Here is a 14812-nt window from a genome sequence, read left to right as displayed (position 1 = left end):
CAGCGTTCCCCGACGTGAACTTAGCGTCCCAAGATCACCGTTGTGAGACGCTTCAATTTGTCGTTGCAAGAGGCATGCCGCAGGGGCGGGGACGTAGAGGGGTCAGGAGGGGCGGGTCGCCTCCATCTCGATGCGCGCGGCGCGGCGGGTCGAGACGATAAAGGCGGCGACGAAGGCGGCCGTCAGCAGCAGCACGATGGTCGGCGCCGGGGCGCTGTCGAGGAAGAAGCTCAGATAGACACCGCCGAGCGAGGCGACGACGGCGATCGCGGTTGCCAAGAGCAGCATGGCGCTGAACTTCTTCGTCAGCAGGAAGGCGATGGCGCCGGGCGAGACCAGCATGGCGATGGCGAGGATGATGCCGACCGCCTTCAGCGCGCCGACGATGGCGAGCGACAGGATCGCCAGCAGCCCGTAATGCAGCCAGTTGACCCGGAGGCCGACGACGCGCGCCTGGATCGGATCGAAGGCGTGCAGCAGCAGGTCGCGCCATTTGACCGCGAGGATGCCGGTGATGAGAAGCGCGATGATCCCGCTCTCGAGAATGTCGCGCCAGCCGACGCCGAGCATGTCGCCGAACAGGATGTGGTCGAGGTGAACGTCGGTCTCGATCTTGGTGTAGAGCACGATGCCGAGGCCGAACATGCCGGAGAAGACGATGCCCATCACGGTATCCTGCTTGATGCGGCTGTTCGCCTTCAGATAGCCGCTGGCAAGCGCGCAGCCCATGCCGGCGACGAAGGCGCCGACGGCGAGCGGCGCCCCGACGATATAGGCGACGACGACGCCGGGCAGCACCGCATGCGAGATGGCGTCGCCCATCAGCGACCAGCCCTTGAGCACGAGATAGCAGGAGAGCAGCGCCGTCGGCACCGCGACGAGGGCCGAGATGATGAGCGCGTTCTGCATGAACGCGAACTGGAGGGGTTGCAGCAGCGTGTCGATCATGATGCCGTTTCCAGGGCTTCCGCCGCACGGCGGCGGGCGGCGAGCAGGCCGTGCTTGGGGGCGAGGAGGAAGGCCAGAAGGAAGATCAGCGTCTGCAGCACGACGATGATGCCGCCGGTGGCGCCGTCGAGGAAATAGCTCGCATAGGCGCCGACGAAGCTGGTCAGGGCGCCGACGGCGACGCTGATCATGAGCAGGCGCGGGAAGCGGTCGGTGAGCAGATAGGCGGTCGCTCCCGGCGTCACCACCATGGCGATGACGAGGAAGGCGCCGACCGTCTGCAACGCCGCGACGGTGCAGGCCGAGAGCAGGGTGAAGAACAGGATCTTCAGGAAGGTCGGGTTGAGGCCGATCGAGCGGGCATGGCTCTCGTCGAAGAAGGTGACCATCAGGTCCTTCCACTTCACCAGCAGGATGGCGAGCGAGACGAAGCCGATGATGGCGAGCTGCAGCGTATCCTCCGGCGTGATGGCGAGGATATTGCCGAGCACGATGGTCTGGATGTTCACGGCGGTCGGCGACAGCGACACCATGAACAGGCCGAGGCCGAAAAAGCCGGTGAAGATCAGCCCGATGATGGCGTCTTCCTTCAGCTTGGTGCGCTGGTTCAGGAACAGCATGGCGGCGGCGGCGAGGCCGCCGGAGAAGAACGCGCCGATCGAGAACGGCAGGCCCAGCATGTAGGCGCCGGCGACGCCCGGCACGATCGAATGCGAAAGCGCGTCGCCGATCAGCGACCAGCCCTTCAGCATCAGATAGGCGGAGAGGAAGGCGCAGACGCCGCCGACCAGCGCGCTGACCCACATGGCGTTCAGCATGTAGCCATAGGCGAACGGCTCGAGGAGGGTCGCCATCACGGTTGCGCCCCCGGCCGCTCGCTGACGGGCTGCAGCAGCAGCGGGCTCTCGTCATCGGTCAGGATGTCGATCGAGCCGCCGGCGAGGTCGGCGTCGAGCACGACATGGCGCAGCACACCGCCGAAGGTCTTTTCCAGATTGGCGCGGGTGAAGGTCTCGCGCGTCGGGCCATGGGCGAGCACGGTGCGGTTCAGGAGCACGGCGCGATCGCAGAATTCCGGCACGCTGCCGAGATTGTGGGTCGAGACCAGCATGACGCGGCCTTCGTCGCGCAGGCCCCGCAGGAGCTCGATGATCGCCGCTTCGGTCTGCACGTCGACGCCGGTGAAGGGTTCGTCGAGCAGGATGACGCGGCCGTCCTGCGCCAGCGCCCGGGCCAGGAAGACGCGCTTCCGCTGCCCGCCCGAGAGCTCGCCGATCTGGCGCTTGCGCATCGCGCTCATGCCGACCCGCTCCAGTGCATCCGCGACCGCCTCGTGGTCGCGCGCCTTGGCGAGGCGCATCATGCCCATATGGCCGTAACGCCCCATCATCACGACGTCCTCGACCAGGACGGGAAAATTCCAGTCGACGTCCTCGCTCTGCGGCACATAGGCGACGAGGTTCTGCCGCAGCGCCTTCTCGACCGGCTGGCCGAGAATGGTGATCGAGCCGCGCGAGACGCGGACGAAGCCCATGATCGCCTTGAACAGGGTCGACTTGCCGCTGCCGTTGACGCCGACCAGCGCCGTGATGGTGCCAGTCGGGATCGAGAAGCTGGCGTCGCGCAGCGCCGTGTGGCCGTTGCGATAGGTGACCGTCGCGCCTGTGACCGTGATGCCGGCGGCGAGCGTCGCGCGGGAGGGAAGGGGCGCATTCATTCGCCGAGCACCGGGTTTTCGCCGATGCCCTTGGCGATCGTCTGCGAGGTAACGCGCAAGAGGTCGAGATAGGTCGGCACCGGGCCGTCCGCCTCGGAGAGGCTGTCGACATAGAGCACGCCGCCATAGGCAGCTCCCGTCTCGCGCGCCACCTGCTTGGCCGGATTGGCCGAGATCGTGCTTTCGCTGAAGACGACGGGGATCTTGTTGGCGCGCACCGCGTCGATGACCTTGCGCACCTGCTTCGGCGTGCCTTGCTGGTCGGCGTTGATCGGCCAGAGATAGAGCTCCTTCAGGCCGAAATCACGGGCGAGATAGGAGAAGGCGCCTTCGCTCGAAACGAGCCAGCGCTTCTCTTCCGGAATGGCGGCGAGCGCGTCGCGGATCGGCGCCACGGTGGCGTCGATCTTCGCCTTATAGGCCTCGGCATTCGCCTTGTAGGTCTCGGCGTTGGCCGGGTCGTATTTCACGAAGGCGTCGCGGATGTTGTCGACATAGAGGCGCGCGGCGGTGGGCGACATCCAGGCGTGCGGGTTGGGCTTGCCGGAATAGGGCCCTTCCGAAATGCCCATCGGCTCGGCGCCGGCCGAGATCGTCGCCTGCGGCACGCCGTCGAGATTGGCGAAGAATTTTTCGAACCAGAGTTCGAGACCGAGCCCGTTCCAGAGGATCAGCTGCGCGTCCTGCGCCTTCACGATGTCGCCCGGCGTCGGCTGGTAGTTATGGATCTCGGCGCCCGGCTTGGTGATCGACTCCACGATCGCGGCGTCGCCGGCGACGTTCTGGGCCATGTCGGCGATGATGGTGAAGGTCGTCACCGCCTTGAAGGGTTTTTGGCCTTCGGCTGCCCGGGTCTCTTCGGCAGCGAAGGCGTGGCCCGGCAGCGCCGCCGAGGAGAGGGCGGTTGCCACGAGCAGCCCGGACAGGGCGAAGAGAAGGCGGCGACGCGCGCGGTCGAGCATGTTTCCATTCCTGATATTGCAATTGAGAATTATTCGCAATCACATTTGCACGGCAGAGGCGCAATTGCAACTCATTCGCAAAAAGAATGACGCAGTGATGACGTGGGGGGAGGCGGGATGGCGGGAGGCGAGGAGGGTTGGGGGAGTTGAGTGTCTGGCCGGAATGCGGGATCGAAGGGAGGCGCTCCGTTCTGGGCCTCTGCCTGAGTGTCTGGTCCGGAATGCCGGAGAAGGGAGATGCTCCTTCCCTCACCCCTCCCGGAGTGTCCGGCCCGGAATGCTGGGTTGGAAGCCGGCCTTCTTTCTTGAACCTCCCCCTTGAGGGGAGGTCGAAAACGCCCTTCGCGTTTTCGGGAGGGGGGAGTTCGCGGAGTCTGCGGCAAGCCTGACGAAGAACCCCTCCCCAAGACCGCCTGATGGCGGTCTTGACCCTCCCTCAAGGGGAGGGTTCAAGGCGCCGGCTCCTGGCCAGAGATGCGCGAGGTATCCTTGAGGCGAGACGGCCCTGATTGAGGCGCAGAAGGCTGGTTCACCCTCCGCCGTCATCCCTGCGAAAGCAGGGATCCATGCCTTGGTGCCGCTCGCGCCGACGCCCGTGGCTCGGCGTCAAATCCGAGTTTGTCGCTTTCCGACCCCGCTCCGCTGCGCCAGGCGGCCGACTGTCCCGCTGCTGACAGATGGATCCCGGATCTCCGCTTCGCTGCGTCCGGGATGACGGCGAGCGGGCGGGGGAAATTGCGGGCCAGACACGTAGCGAGAGGCAAGGGCGCGTCAGGCGAGCGGGCGGAAAGGAGAACAACCGACCTTGCGAATCCATGGCCCTGACGACAAAGGTGGGTCGGGCTTACCGCTGAGACGACAGGGACCGGGGACATGCAGCAGACCTCACAGCAACAGGCCATGCTGGCCATGCTGGACCGCGCGCCGATGGGCATCGCGCATTACTGGCTCTTCCTGCTGTCGACCGGCGGCACCATGCTCGGCGGCGTCTCCGTCTTCACCCTCGGCGTCGCATTACCGCTGCTGGTCCAGAGCTTCGCCATAGACGCGACCATGCAGGGCCTGCTCGGCGCGGCTTTGCTCGCCGGCGCGGTTCCGGGCGCCGCACTCGGCGGCCCGCTCGCCGACCGCTTCGGGCGCAAGCCGCTGATGCTCATCGACACGCTGGTGATGATGGCAGGCGCGCTGATCGCTGTCTTCGCCGGCGACGCCACCATCCTGATGCTCGGCCTCTTCGTGTTCGGCGTCGGCGTCGGCATCGACTATCCGGTATCGAGCACCTATGTCGCCGAGTGGATGCCGGCGGCGGCGCGCAGCCGGATCATGGTCGCGACGATCACCTTCCAGGCGGTCGGCTTCATGCTGGCCGCGGCGCTGACGGCCGCGATCCTCGCCGTCGTCGACGCGACCGACGCATGGCGCGGTTTCATGGCGACGCTGGCGGCGCTGCCGCTGCTGTTCCTCCTCGGTCGCCTCTTCACGCCGGAAAGCGCGCGCTGGCTGATGAGCCGGGGGCGCAACCGCGAGGCGGCGCGGTCGATCGGCGCGGTGATCGCCGCCGACCGGGCGAAGCTCGCGGAGATGGGGGCTGCGGCGGCCGAGGCCGTGCATCTCGTCGCCAAGACGCCGGAGGCGGTGAAGTCGGACGGCATCGCCGCGCTGTTCGGCAGCGCCTATCGCCGCCGCACCTGGCTCGCCTGCGTACCGTGGTTCCTGATGGACATCGCCTCCTACGGCATCGGCCTTTTCACGCCCATGTTGCTGGCGGACCTGCATTTCGGCTCGTCCCGCAGCGGGGCGGTGCTTGCCGATTTCTCGGAGATCGGCGGCTCCTCGCTGATCGACATCTTCCTGCTGGTCGGCTTCCTGGCGGCGTTCTGGGTCATCCCGCGCTATGGCCACCTCCGCCCGCAGGTCTACGGCTTCCTCGGCATGACCGCCGGCATGCTGGTCCTGGTCGCGGCGCTCTGGGCCGGTGGTCCCGCCCATCCGTCCGTCGCCGTCATCTTCGCCGGCTTCATCCTGTTCAACCTCGCCATGAATGTCGGGCCGCATTCGACCACCTTCGCGCTGCCGGCGGAGCTCTTTCCGACCCAGCTGCGCGGCGCCGGCTCCGGCTTTGCCTCGGCCTCGGCCAAGGTGGGCGCAGCCCTCGGCGCCTTCCTGCTGCCGATCGTCAAGGCGGAATACGGGCTTTCGGCCGTGCTGCTGCTGGTGGCGGGCGTCAGCCTTCTCGGCGCGCTGGTGACGGCGGTGCTGGTCGAGGAACTGGGCGGCGCGGCGAGCCTCGAGCAGCGGCACGGGCAGGACGCTACGCCCGCCGCTTCGGACGGCAAGGCGGCGCTCAGATCAGCTTGAGCCCGCGAAAGCTCGCATGGCCCTGGCGGCCGACGATGATGTGATCATGCACGGCGATGCCGAGCGGGCCGGCGATCTCGACGATCGTCTTGGTCATCTCGATGTCGGCGCGCGACGGCGTCGGGTCGCCGGAAGGATGGTTGTGGGCGAGCACCAAGGCGGTGGCGGAGAGCTCCAGCGCCCGCTTCACCACCTCGCGCGGATAGACGGGCGTGTGGTCGACGGTGCCGACCTGCTGCACCTCGTCGGCGATCAGCACGTTCTTGCGATCGAGGAAGAGGATGCGGAACTGCTCCTTTTCCTCATACGCCATGGCGGCGCGGCAGTAATCGACCACCGCGCTCCACGAGCCGAGCAGCGGCCGCTGGCGCACCGCGCCGCGGGCGTAGCGGGTGGCGGCGGCGTGCACGAGCTTCAGATGCGTCGCGACCGAGGCCCCGACGCCGGGAATTTCGGTGAGCCGCGCCTCGGGCGCGGCCAGGACGTCGGAAAACGTGCCGAAGCGGGCGAGCAACGCCTTGGCGATCGGCTTGGTGTCGCGGCGCGGCAGGGCCTGGAACAGGATCAGTTCCAGGAGCTCGTAATCGGCGATCGCCTCCGCGCCGCCATCGCGAAAACGCGACTTCAGCCGTTCGCGATGCCCCAGGAAATGGGGCGGATCGTTGGGGTTTTCGGAAAACCCGCTCATGCCCCTGTCGGGTAGGGCGGGCAGCCGTAGCCGCGCGGCGACAGGGTGAACACCTCGCAACCGGTCTCGGTGACGCCGACCGTGTGCTCGAACTGGGCCGACAGCGAGCGATCGCGGGTGACGGCCGTCCAGCCGTCGCGCAGAACCTTCACATGCGGGCGGCCGAGATTGATCATCGGCTCGATCGTGAAGATCATGCCGGGGCGCAGCTCGACGCCCTCGCCGGGATTGCCGTAGTGCAGGATGTTCGGCGTGTCGTGGAAGACCTTGCCGACGCCATGGCCGCAGAAATCGCGCACGACGCTGCAGCGCTCGGCCTCGGCAAAGGACTGGATGGCGTAGCCGATGTCGCCGGTGGTGGCGCCGGGCTTCACCGCCGCGATGCCGCGCATCAGCGATTCATAGGTCACCTCGACGAGGCGCACGGCGGCGCGCTTGACGTCGCCGACCAGGTACATGCGGCTCGAATCGCCATACCAGCCGTCGAGGATATAGGTGACGTCGACATTGACGATGTCGCCGTCCTTGAGCGGCTTGTCGTCGGGAATGCCGTGGCAGACGACGTGGTTGATCGAGGTGCAGGTCGACTTGGTGTAGCCGCGATAGCCGAGCGTCGCCGGCAGCGCGCCATGGGCGGCGCCGAACTCGTAGACGTAGCGGTCGATCTCGTCCGTCGCCACGCCCGGCTTGACGATCTCGGCGAGGCCGTCGAGGCAGGCCGCCGCCAGCTGGCCGGCGCGGTGCATCGCGGCGAAGGCCTCCTTGCCATAGAGGCGGATCTGCCCCGTGTTCTTCAGCGGGGTGGCGTCGGCGTCGACATAGGTGACCATCTGGGAACTCCGTGCCCCGTCAGCACACCATTCTGCGGCCTCGGGAACAAGTCTGATAATGAAGGTTTGTCCCCGATCTGGCGTATCGGGCCGCGAGTTACAAGAGTTTTCGCGCCGGAGTGACCGCGCCGCGACGCTGCGACGCCGCTACGCCGCCTCATTGTCGGTCGGCACGACCGTGAGCCGGACCCCCAGCGCGGCCGAGAGCAAGAGCATGTTCACCCTCCGCCGTCATCCTGAGGTGCTTCGCGCGAGCGAAGCCTCGAAGGAGGATCCAGTGGACCCCGCCGCTCATGACAGGCGAGTTCCCTGGACCCTCCTTTGAGGCCCGGCTGCGCCGGGCACCTCAGGATGATGGTTGAGATTTGCCAATGCCGTCTGCCGAGGATGTCTCCCAAGGGCGACATTCGCTGCTCGCGATGCTTTCGCCGCGCCCGCGCTCCCTTGAGCGGCCGGCGCCGGAGCGCTAAACCGGGCGGATACCGATGGAGTTTGTGAATGGCTGAGCCTACCCCGGAAGCCGTGCCTGTCGTCACCGCCGCGATCCTCGTCATTGGCGACGAGATCCTGTCGGGACGGACCAAGGACAAGAACATCGGCTATATCGCCGAATACTGCACCAATATCGGCATCGACATCCGCGAAGTCCGGATCGTGCCGGATGTCGAAGCGGAGATCGTCGCGGCAGTGAACGCGCTCCGCGCCCGCTATGACCATGTCTTCTCGACCGGCGGCATCGGGCCGACGCATGACGACATCACGGCGGATTCGATGGCCAAGGCGTTCGGCGTCACCATCGACCATGATCCGCGCGCCGTCGCCATCCTGACCGACCATTATGCGGCCGGGCAGCTGAACCAGGCGCGGATGCGCATGGCCCGCATTCCGGCCGGTGCCGATCTGATCCTCAACAAGGTCTCCAAGGCGCCGGGCTTCACGCTCGAAAACGTGCATGTCATGGCCGGCGTGCCGTCGATCATGCAGGCGATGTTCGACGAGGTCGCCGCCAAGATCCCGACCGGCGCCAAGATGCTGTCGCGCACCGTGCCGGTCGGCATGGGCGAGGGGCGGATCGCCAAGCAGCTCGGCGAGATCCAGCTCGAGTTTCCCGACGTCTCGATCGGCAGCTATCCGAAGATGCTCGACGGCTCGTTCGCGACCGACATCGTGCTGCGCTCGCGCGACGCCGCCCGCCTCGACGAGGCGGCCCAGACCGTCGAGAAGATGGTCGCAGCCATGATGCAGGCGAATAGCTGACATGTCGGCAATTTCTGTGGATCGCGCGCCGATTCGATTGCATGACGGCAAGCCCCGGCACACACGTTCCGCTCCATTCACGCGCAGGAGACAATGATGGTCGATGCTCGCAGCGACAAGGCGTTTCCCGTATCCTGGGATCAGTTCCACCGGGATGCGCGGGCGCTGACCTGGCGCCTTTCGGGCGACCAGAAGTGGCAGGCGATCGTCTGCGTGACGCGCGGCGGCCTCGTGCCGGCGGCGATCGTGGCGCGCGAACTCGGCATCCGCATGATCGAGACGATCTGCGTCGCCTCCTATCATGACTACAAGGAGCAGGGCTCGCTCAAGGTGCTGAAGCCGGTCAGCCAGGAGATCATCGATCTCGGCGGCGGCGAGGGTGCCGGCGTCCTGGTCATCGACGATCTCGTCGATACCGGCCGCACCGCCCGCCTCGTGCGCGACATGCTGCCGAAGGCGCATTACGCGACGCTCTATTCCAAGCCCATGGGCCGCCCCGTTGTCGACACCTTCATCACCGAAGTGTCACAGGATACGTGGATCTATTTCCCGTGGGACATGGGTCTCGCCTTTCAACCGCCGATCGTCGGCTAGGAGACAAACAAATGACCGAACCGAACGAACCCGCCGACGAGGATTTCGAGGCCTTTGCCGAAGAGTATGAGGAGCATCGCGACGCCCTCTACGACCTGATCTCGGACTATGCCGACAATGAGCAGCTCGATGACGGCCTGCTCGCCGCCATGGTGCTCGATCTCGCCGTCTCCCTGCGCATGATCGGCTACGCCAACAGCGTCGAGAAGCCGTCCGTCAGCGGGCTGAAGATGGAACTCGACCGCTTCAGCAAGGACGCGGAAGAGCACGCGCGTTCGGCCAAGCAGGACGCCGAGAGCTTCATCGCCGAAGTCAAGGCGCAGCGCGAAGAGGGCGAAGGCGAGGCCTGATCGGCTACGCTTCGCTTGACGTTCTGAACGGCGGCGCCATCGGATGGCGCCGCCGTTTTCGTTTTCAGTTCCGCTAGAGCGTTTTCGAGCGAAGTGGATACCGGTTCGCGTGAAGAAAACGGGACCCAACAAAGGGTCTACCCGCGCGTGACCATGGCGATGCCGATCGCGATCGGGATGATGCCGATCAGGTCGACGAGGCTGACCGGCTCGCGGAATACCAACCAGCCGAAGGCGAGGCCGAGCGGCGGCATCAGGAAATGCAGCGACGACGCCTCGGTGGCCGTCTTCTTGCGCAGGAGGCGGAACCAGAGCAGGTAGCCGCCGATCGACGTCACGACCACCAGATAGAGCCAGCCGCCGATGAGCGCCGGTGTCAGGCGGACATCGCCGAGGCTCTCGGTTGCGAGCGCCAGGGGCAGCAGCAGGATCCCGGCCGAGAGCGATTGCAGCGCCGTGCCGGTCCACAGATCGCCGCCCGGCTTCAGCTTCTTGAACAGGATCGTGCCGGCGACGAGCGCCACCAGCGCGGCCAGCACCAGCAACGTGCCGTGCCAGTCCTCGGCGCCGCCCACGAGCCGTGAGCGCAGCACGATGCCGACGCCGATCATGCCGAGCAGCAGCCCGACGAGCTTCAGCGGCGAAAGTCGCTCGCCCAGTACCGGCGCCGCGACCAGCGCGGTCAGGAGCGGATTGGCGCTGATCAGCACCGCCGCGAAGGCGGAGGAGACCGTCCGCATGCCGGTATAGCTGAGGCCGAGATAGAGCGCGCCGTTGAGGGCGCCGAGAACGACCCAGCTCGCGGTCGTGCGCCGGTCCGGCCACGACGGCCGACCGACGAGCGCGGCCAGACCGAATAGGAACAGGCCGGCGACCAGGAAGCGGCTCGATAGCAGGATCAGCGGCGGACAGTCCGGCAGGGCAAGCTTCCCCGCCGCGAAGGCCGAGCTCCAGATCAGGCAGAAGAGCGCGATCAGCCCGAGATCGGCGAGGCTGCCGCCGCGCCCCATGGGGATCGGTGTCACGGCTGCTGGGGTTGCCACTCTATCGGTCATGCTCTGTCTGCCTGCTGGTTGAAACGCCGGCCACGGCCGGGCTCCAAGGCAGTAGGCGTTCTGTCAGCCATTTGGAAATTCGATGTTTGGATGATATTCATTCGATAAATCGATGCCTGAGGAGGCCTCGCCATGTTCGACCTCGATCTGCTCAAGACCTTTGTCTCCGTCGTTGATGCCGGCGGATTCACCCGCGCCGGCGAGCGCGTGCATCGCACCCAGTCGACGATCAGCCAGCAGATCCGCAAGCTTGAGGATCTGGCGGGAGCGCCGCTTCTGGTGCGCGAGGGCAGGAGCGTCGCGCTGACGCTCGAGGGCGAACGGCTGCTCGGCTATGCCCGCCGCATCCTGGCGCTGTCGGAGGAGGCGCGCAGTGTCGTCGCCGCGTCGGGGGCCTCCGAGCATGTCCGTCTCGGCCTCACGGAGGATTTCGCCGTTGCCGAGCTGACCGGGTTGGTCGCGCAGTTCGCGCGACTGCGGCCGGAATGCCGGCTCGATGTCCGCTGCGACCTGTCGGTCGAGCTGGAGCGGGGGTTGGAGCGCGGCGACCTCGACATCGTGCTGATGAAGCGCGATGCAGGCGGCGGGCCGGCCGAAGGCGTCTGGCCGGAGACGTTGGTCTGGGTCGGCGCGCGCGATGTCGACTGGAAGAGCGTCGATCCGGTGCCGCTGATCGCCTTCCCGCAAAGCTGCCGCTATCGCGACCGCGCCGTGCATGCGCTGGAGAGCTCCGGCCGGCGCTGGCGCATCGCCTATGAGAGCGCCAGCCTGATCGGCATCGAGGCGGCGATCTCCGGCGGGCTCGGCGTCGCGCTGGTCGAGGCGCGGGCGGTGCGGCCGGGCTATGTCGTCTTGTCGGGGGGCGGGTTCTTGCCCGTCCCGCCGACAGAACTGGCGCTTCGGGTCGCCTCGGGCGCGCGCCGTCCCGTGCGGGACCTCGCCGATCTCGTCATCGCCTTCTGCGAGCGGGAAGGGCTGGCGCGCGCCGCCTGAGGCGCGTCAGGCGTGAAGCGTCAGGCCTCGGTCGAGAGCGACAGGCCGATCGCCTTGCCATTGCCGTCGATCGCGCTGAAAACGGTCAGGCCGTCGACGCTTTCTTCCCGCCACGAGGCGATCGCGCCGGCGCGGATGTGCAGGTGCATGTCCGCTTCCATCGCGTTCAGGAAGCCGTGGCTGAACGAGACGCTGGTGAGCGTGCCGGACCAGCGGTGCTCGACGCCGTGCTTGACGGCCTTGAGCGTGACGGGCTTGCCGGTCGCTTCCGCCGCCTTCAGCGGGCCATCGGCGGGCTCGTCGCCGGGGCCGGGGCGGGCCGCCGGCGGCGCGGCGTCGAGCGGCGTGCGGGCAAGGCCCTCCAGCGCGGCGTCGAAGCGCTCGAGCCCGTCCAGCGCGGTCATCTTGGCGATGGTGTTGCCGTCCGCGTCGAAGATCTCGATGAAGGGCAGGACGTTCTTCATCACCATCTGGTCGGTGACGATCTTGGCGATCGCCGCGAGTTCGAACCGCGTCTCGCGCGCCGGGCCGCGCAGCACGGCGTAGCCATTGTCGAGCTCGACGCTGTCGATCGCGCCGAGGCCTTCCAGCAGCGCGCCGTCGGCGCGCACGCCGAGGATCATGTTGCCGATCGCCGGCACGCGGCTCAGGACGGCGAACGGGTCGAGCGCGAGCGCCTGACGATGCGAAACGGGTTCAGTCACGGGTTCGGTCATGGGAGCACCTTCTTTGGCTCGTCGTCGAATGTCGGTCGGGCGAGCCGTCGTGGTGCCACGAATCCCCCGCGCCGGATGTAGCAGCGGGACACAACCGATTTGAAGGGGAATTTCGCGCGATGCGTCGAGGAGCCCGCTGCAGGAACGTGGTTCGCGGGCATAAATCGTTATGAAACAAGGCGTTGGGAGATTTCGGCAGTCTTTGCCGAAGGTGCGTTTGGCGCCGCGTAGGCGTCTGGTGCGGGCGGCGGGGATCGAACCCGCATGACCGAAGTCGAGCGATTTTAAGTCGCTTGCGTCTACCAGTTTCGCCACGCCCGCAGCGGCGGCTTTCTGCCATCTCTGGCGCGCGATGGATAGCCAAATCGCGCGGAGCGAGAGCCGGTTGTGCAAATCGGCTCTCGCAGGGCGGTAACCGCCCTTCGCTCACGCGGTCGCCGGCTTGCTGCCGCTGCGCTGCGCCGTCCGCACGATGGCGTCGATCACCGTTGCATCGAGTTCGGCCGGCAGGTCGTGGCCCATGCCGTCGAGGAGCAGAAGCTCGGCGCCGGGGATGGCCGCCGCCGTGTCCTCGCCGCAGGCCGGCGGGATCAAGGGATCGTCCGTGCCGTGGATGACGAGTGTCGGGACCGCGATCGTCGCCAGCCGCGCCCGCCGGTCGCCTGTGACCGCGATGGCCGCGATCTGCCGGGCGGAGCCGGCGGGGTCGTAGGCGCATCGAAGCTCGCCGAGAACGAATTCGCGGTGGAGCGCCTCGTCGAACGGATGGCCGGCGATGCGTTTCGCGAAGGCGAGCCGCGCCGCCAGATATCCGGCCTCGTCGGCGAAGGGATCAGGCGTCGGGCGCATCATCATCGCCATCACGTCCGGCGCGGCCGAGGGAAGCGCCGGATTGCCGGTGCCGGACATGGTCGACGTCAGCGACAGCACGCGCTCCGGATACTCGCTGGCGGCGATCTGGGCGATCATGCCGCCCATCGAGCGGCCGACGACATGCGCCCGCGAGATCGCCAGCGCATCGAGAAGGCCGACCGCGTCGGCGGCCATGTCGAAGAGCGTATAGGGCACGGCCGGCCGGCGTCCCGCGCCGAGCTCGGCGGCAAGCGCACCGAAGTCCGGGGCCGGATGATCGGAAAAATGAGTGGAGCCGCCGGCGTCTCGATTGTCGAAGCGGATGACGCGATAGCCGCGCTGCGCCAACGCCTCGCAGAACGGGACGGTCCAGCGGATCCGCTGGGTGCCGAGGCCGGAGATGAGCAGGATCGCTTCGGCGGCATCGTCGCCGAAGCTGTCATAGGCCAAGTCGATGCCGTTGGCTTTCAGAAGGGTCATGGTCGCACGCGCTTTTGCCGGGGTGAGAAGATGTCTCTATTATTACCCGGGTAAAATAGATGTCAAGCGGGACGGCGGCTGCCATGGGGAATGAGCGCGCACGATCGCCGGCGGAGGCAGCGGGCGCGGGATCTCGGGAGGGGCTTCCGGTGCAGCCGTTCGATTGCACAGCCGCTCTGCGTGCTTCGAGACGGCCCTGCGGGCCCCTCAGCATGATGAGGGTGGTGTTTTGCCGAGGCCTTCTGAGGGAGAGGTCGACGGCCGAAGAGACGCGGGGAAGGAAGGCGGCGCGGCTCACCGCCCCCGAGCCCGGCTAAAGATCGATCTCGCCTTCCGGCGACCGCGCCTGGATCGCGGCGACGGCGGCGAGCAGGATTTCGGCGACGCGGTGCTGTTCGATCGAGGAGCTGCCGACCTTGCCGGCGATCGCCGCCTTGAGCGCGCGGCGGGCGTCGTTCAGCTCCGGCACGACGCCGGGTATGTCGCGGTCCGGCCGCTCGTCGCGCAGCGCCGTCTCGCCGCGATCGAACCATTCGCGCGTTCGCGCGATCCGGCGGCCGATCTTGTCGAGATGGTCGAGGATCGTGTCGGTGGCGGCGCGCCGGTCGGCGAGGTGGCGGATGCCGGCATCCGAGATCGAATAGACGCGCTTGTTGCCCTGCGTCGCCACCGTCGCATGTCCGGCCGTCTCGATGGCGGTCAGGGTCGGATAGATGACGCCGGGGCTCGGGCTGTAGCTGCCGGATGTCAGTTCCTCGATCGCCTTGATGATCTCGTAGCCGTGGCGGGGGCCACGTTCGATCAGCGAGAGCGCGACGAGGCGGAGATCGCCATCGGCGACCATCCGGCCGACGCGCAGGCCTTCGCCGCCGCGTCCGCGCACGGTGCTGCCGGGGCCGGGGAGGCGGCGGGTCGGGGAATCTCGGTCGGTCGGGGGCTGGCCCATGAGAAGGGGTCCGATATATCGTAAGGGTATCCATCGCTAGAAGCATGCAACCCCTGCGTCAAGATA

15 protein-coding genes and 1 tRNA gene are annotated in these 14812 nt (G+C 67.2%); 5 read left to right on the top strand and 11 right to left on the bottom strand.

Going from position 1 to position 14812, the window contains the following annotated elements; translation table 11 throughout:
• Positions 1–102 precede the first annotated feature (102 nt).
• Genes AC6HZP_RS16160 through AC6HZP_RS16145 form a run of 4 tightly spaced genes read right to left on the bottom strand, consistent with a single transcriptional unit; the run spans position 103 to position 3627 of the window.
• The gene (locus tag AC6HZP_RS16160) at positions 103–948 is read right to left on the bottom strand and encodes a metal ABC transporter permease (protein WP_497523672.1); all 846 of its coding nucleotides are present in this window, start codon (positions 946–948) and stop codon (positions 103–105) included.
• Positions 945–1805: a metal ABC transporter permease gene (locus AC6HZP_RS16155; RefSeq protein WP_497523671.1), complete on the bottom strand. Its 861-nt coding sequence runs from the start codon at positions 1803–1805 to the stop codon at positions 945–947. The genes AC6HZP_RS16160 and AC6HZP_RS16155 overlap by 4 nt, the downstream gene beginning before the upstream one ends.
• On the bottom strand, positions 1802–2665 hold the full coding sequence (locus AC6HZP_RS16150; RefSeq protein WP_497523670.1) for a manganese/iron ABC transporter ATP-binding protein: 864 nt from the start codon (positions 2663–2665) through the stop codon (positions 1802–1804). The genes AC6HZP_RS16155 and AC6HZP_RS16150 overlap by 4 nt, the downstream gene beginning before the upstream one ends.
• On the bottom strand, positions 2662–3627 hold the full coding sequence (locus AC6HZP_RS16145) for a metal ABC transporter substrate-binding protein (protein WP_497523669.1): 966 nt from the start codon (positions 3625–3627) through the stop codon (positions 2662–2664). Before AC6HZP_RS16145 ends, AC6HZP_RS16150 begins: the two co-directional genes overlap by 4 nt.
• An 873-nt stretch (positions 3628–4500) precedes the next feature.
• On the opposite strand from AC6HZP_RS16145, the gene AC6HZP_RS16140 reads away from it, so the two are divergent.
• On the top strand, positions 4501–5985 hold the full coding sequence (locus tag AC6HZP_RS16140) for an MFS transporter (RefSeq protein WP_497523668.1): 1485 nt from the start codon (positions 4501–4503) through the stop codon (positions 5983–5985).
• Here AC6HZP_RS16140 and radC read toward each other — a convergent pair.
• Positions 5972–6673, bottom strand: coding sequence for a RadC family protein (radC, locus tag AC6HZP_RS16135; RefSeq protein ID WP_497523667.1), 702 nt, complete (start codon positions 6671–6673; stop codon positions 5972–5974). The genes AC6HZP_RS16140 and radC overlap by 14 nt on opposite strands.
• A complete protein-coding gene (map, locus tag AC6HZP_RS16130; RefSeq protein ID WP_497523666.1) occupies positions 6670–7503 on the bottom strand; it encodes a type I methionyl aminopeptidase in 834 nt (277 codons plus the stop codon). Before map ends, radC begins: the two co-directional genes overlap by 4 nt.
• A gap of 498 nt (positions 7504–8001) precedes the next feature.
• On the opposite strand from map, the gene AC6HZP_RS16125 reads away from it, so the two are divergent.
• The 3 genes from AC6HZP_RS16125 (at position 8002) to AC6HZP_RS16115 (ending at position 9704) form a co-directional block, all read left to right on the top strand.
• The gene (locus AC6HZP_RS16125; protein ID WP_497523665.1) at positions 8002–8760 is read left to right on the top strand and encodes a competence/damage-inducible protein A; all 759 of its coding nucleotides are present in this window, start codon (positions 8002–8004) and stop codon (positions 8758–8760) included.
• Between the two features lie 96 nt (positions 8761–8856).
• Positions 8857–9354: a xanthine phosphoribosyltransferase gene (gpt, locus tag AC6HZP_RS16120; RefSeq protein ID WP_201404495.1), complete on the top strand. Its 498-nt coding sequence runs from the start codon at positions 8857–8859 to the stop codon at positions 9352–9354.
• 11 nt (positions 9355–9365) lie between these two features.
• The gene (locus tag AC6HZP_RS16115; protein WP_497523664.1) at positions 9366–9704 is read left to right on the top strand and encodes a hypothetical protein; all 339 of its coding nucleotides are present in this window, start codon (positions 9366–9368) and stop codon (positions 9702–9704) included.
• Positions 9705–9841: 137 nt separating this feature from the next.
• Here the strand turns inward: AC6HZP_RS16115 and AC6HZP_RS16110 are convergent, their stop codons facing one another.
• The gene (locus AC6HZP_RS16110; RefSeq protein ID WP_497523663.1) at positions 9842–10759 is read right to left on the bottom strand and encodes a DMT family transporter; all 918 of its coding nucleotides are present in this window, start codon (positions 10757–10759) and stop codon (positions 9842–9844) included.
• 132 nt (positions 10760–10891) lie between these two features.
• On the opposite strand from AC6HZP_RS16110, the gene AC6HZP_RS16105 reads away from it, so the two are divergent.
• On the top strand, positions 10892–11752 hold the full coding sequence (locus tag AC6HZP_RS16105; RefSeq protein WP_497523662.1) for a LysR substrate-binding domain-containing protein: 861 nt from the start codon (positions 10892–10894) through the stop codon (positions 11750–11752).
• A 20-nt stretch (positions 11753–11772) separates the two neighbouring features.
• Here AC6HZP_RS16105 and AC6HZP_RS16100 read toward each other — a convergent pair whose 3' ends face one another.
• From AC6HZP_RS16100 to AC6HZP_RS16085, 4 genes are all read right to left on the bottom strand, one after another.
• Positions 11773–12456: a hypothetical protein gene (locus tag AC6HZP_RS16100; protein ID WP_497523661.1), complete on the bottom strand. Its 684-nt coding sequence runs from the start codon at positions 12454–12456 to the stop codon at positions 11773–11775.
• Between the two features lie 248 nt (positions 12457–12704).
• Positions 12705–12789: transfer RNA gene (locus tag AC6HZP_RS16095), tRNA-Leu, on the bottom strand.
• Between the two features lie 105 nt (positions 12790–12894).
• Positions 12895–13800: an alpha/beta fold hydrolase gene (locus tag AC6HZP_RS16090; RefSeq protein ID WP_497523660.1), complete on the bottom strand. Its 906-nt coding sequence runs from the start codon at positions 13798–13800 to the stop codon at positions 12895–12897.
• Between the two features lie 313 nt (positions 13801–14113).
• On the bottom strand, positions 14114–14746 hold the full coding sequence (locus tag AC6HZP_RS16085) for a PadR family transcriptional regulator (protein WP_497523659.1): 633 nt from the start codon (positions 14744–14746) through the stop codon (positions 14114–14116).
• Positions 14747–14812: the final 66 nt, after the last annotated feature.

This window comes from Kaistia sp. SLG-1 (assembly GCF_059699055.1).
This window is presented reverse-complemented; position numbering and strand designations above follow the sequence as displayed.

Excerpts from the sequence above, each read along its gene's own strand:
- AC6HZP_RS16160 (WP_497523672.1), bottom strand. The coding sequence starts at position 948 with ATGATCGACACGCTGCTGCAACCCCTCCAGTTCGCGTTCATGCAGAAC.
- AC6HZP_RS16145 (WP_497523669.1), bottom strand. The coding sequence starts at position 3,627 with ATGCTCGACCGCGCGCGTCGCCGCCTTCTCTTCGCCCTGTCCGGGCTG.
- map (WP_497523666.1), bottom strand. The coding sequence starts at position 7,503 with ATGGTCACCTATGTCGACGCCGACGCCACCCCGCTGAAGAACACGGGG.
- AC6HZP_RS16110 (WP_497523663.1), bottom strand. The coding sequence starts at position 10,759 with ATGACCGATAGAGTGGCAACCCCAGCAGCCGTGACACCGATCCCCATG.
- radC (WP_497523667.1), bottom strand. The coding sequence starts at position 6,673 with ATGAGCGGGTTTTCCGAAAACCCCAACGATCCGCCCCATTTCCTGGGG.
- AC6HZP_RS16085 (WP_497523659.1), bottom strand. The coding sequence starts at position 14,746 with ATGGGCCAGCCCCCGACCGACCGAGATTCCCCGACCCGCCGCCTCCCC.
- AC6HZP_RS16105 (WP_497523662.1), top strand. The coding sequence starts at position 10,892 with ATGTTCGACCTCGATCTGCTCAAGACCTTTGTCTCCGTCGTTGATGCC.
- AC6HZP_RS16125 (WP_497523665.1), top strand. The coding sequence starts at position 8,002 with ATGGCTGAGCCTACCCCGGAAGCCGTGCCTGTCGTCACCGCCGCGATC.
- AC6HZP_RS16150 (WP_497523670.1), bottom strand. The coding sequence starts at position 2,665 with ATGAATGCGCCCCTTCCCTCCCGCGCGACGCTCGCCGCCGGCATCACG.
- AC6HZP_RS16115 (WP_497523664.1), top strand. The coding sequence starts at position 9,366 with ATGACCGAACCGAACGAACCCGCCGACGAGGATTTCGAGGCCTTTGCC.
- AC6HZP_RS16090 (WP_497523660.1), bottom strand. The coding sequence starts at position 13,800 with ATGACCCTTCTGAAAGCCAACGGCATCGACTTGGCCTATGACAGCTTC.
- AC6HZP_RS16140 (WP_497523668.1), top strand. The coding sequence starts at position 4,501 with ATGCAGCAGACCTCACAGCAACAGGCCATGCTGGCCATGCTGGACCGC.
- gpt (WP_201404495.1), top strand. The coding sequence starts at position 8,857 with ATGGTCGATGCTCGCAGCGACAAGGCGTTTCCCGTATCCTGGGATCAG.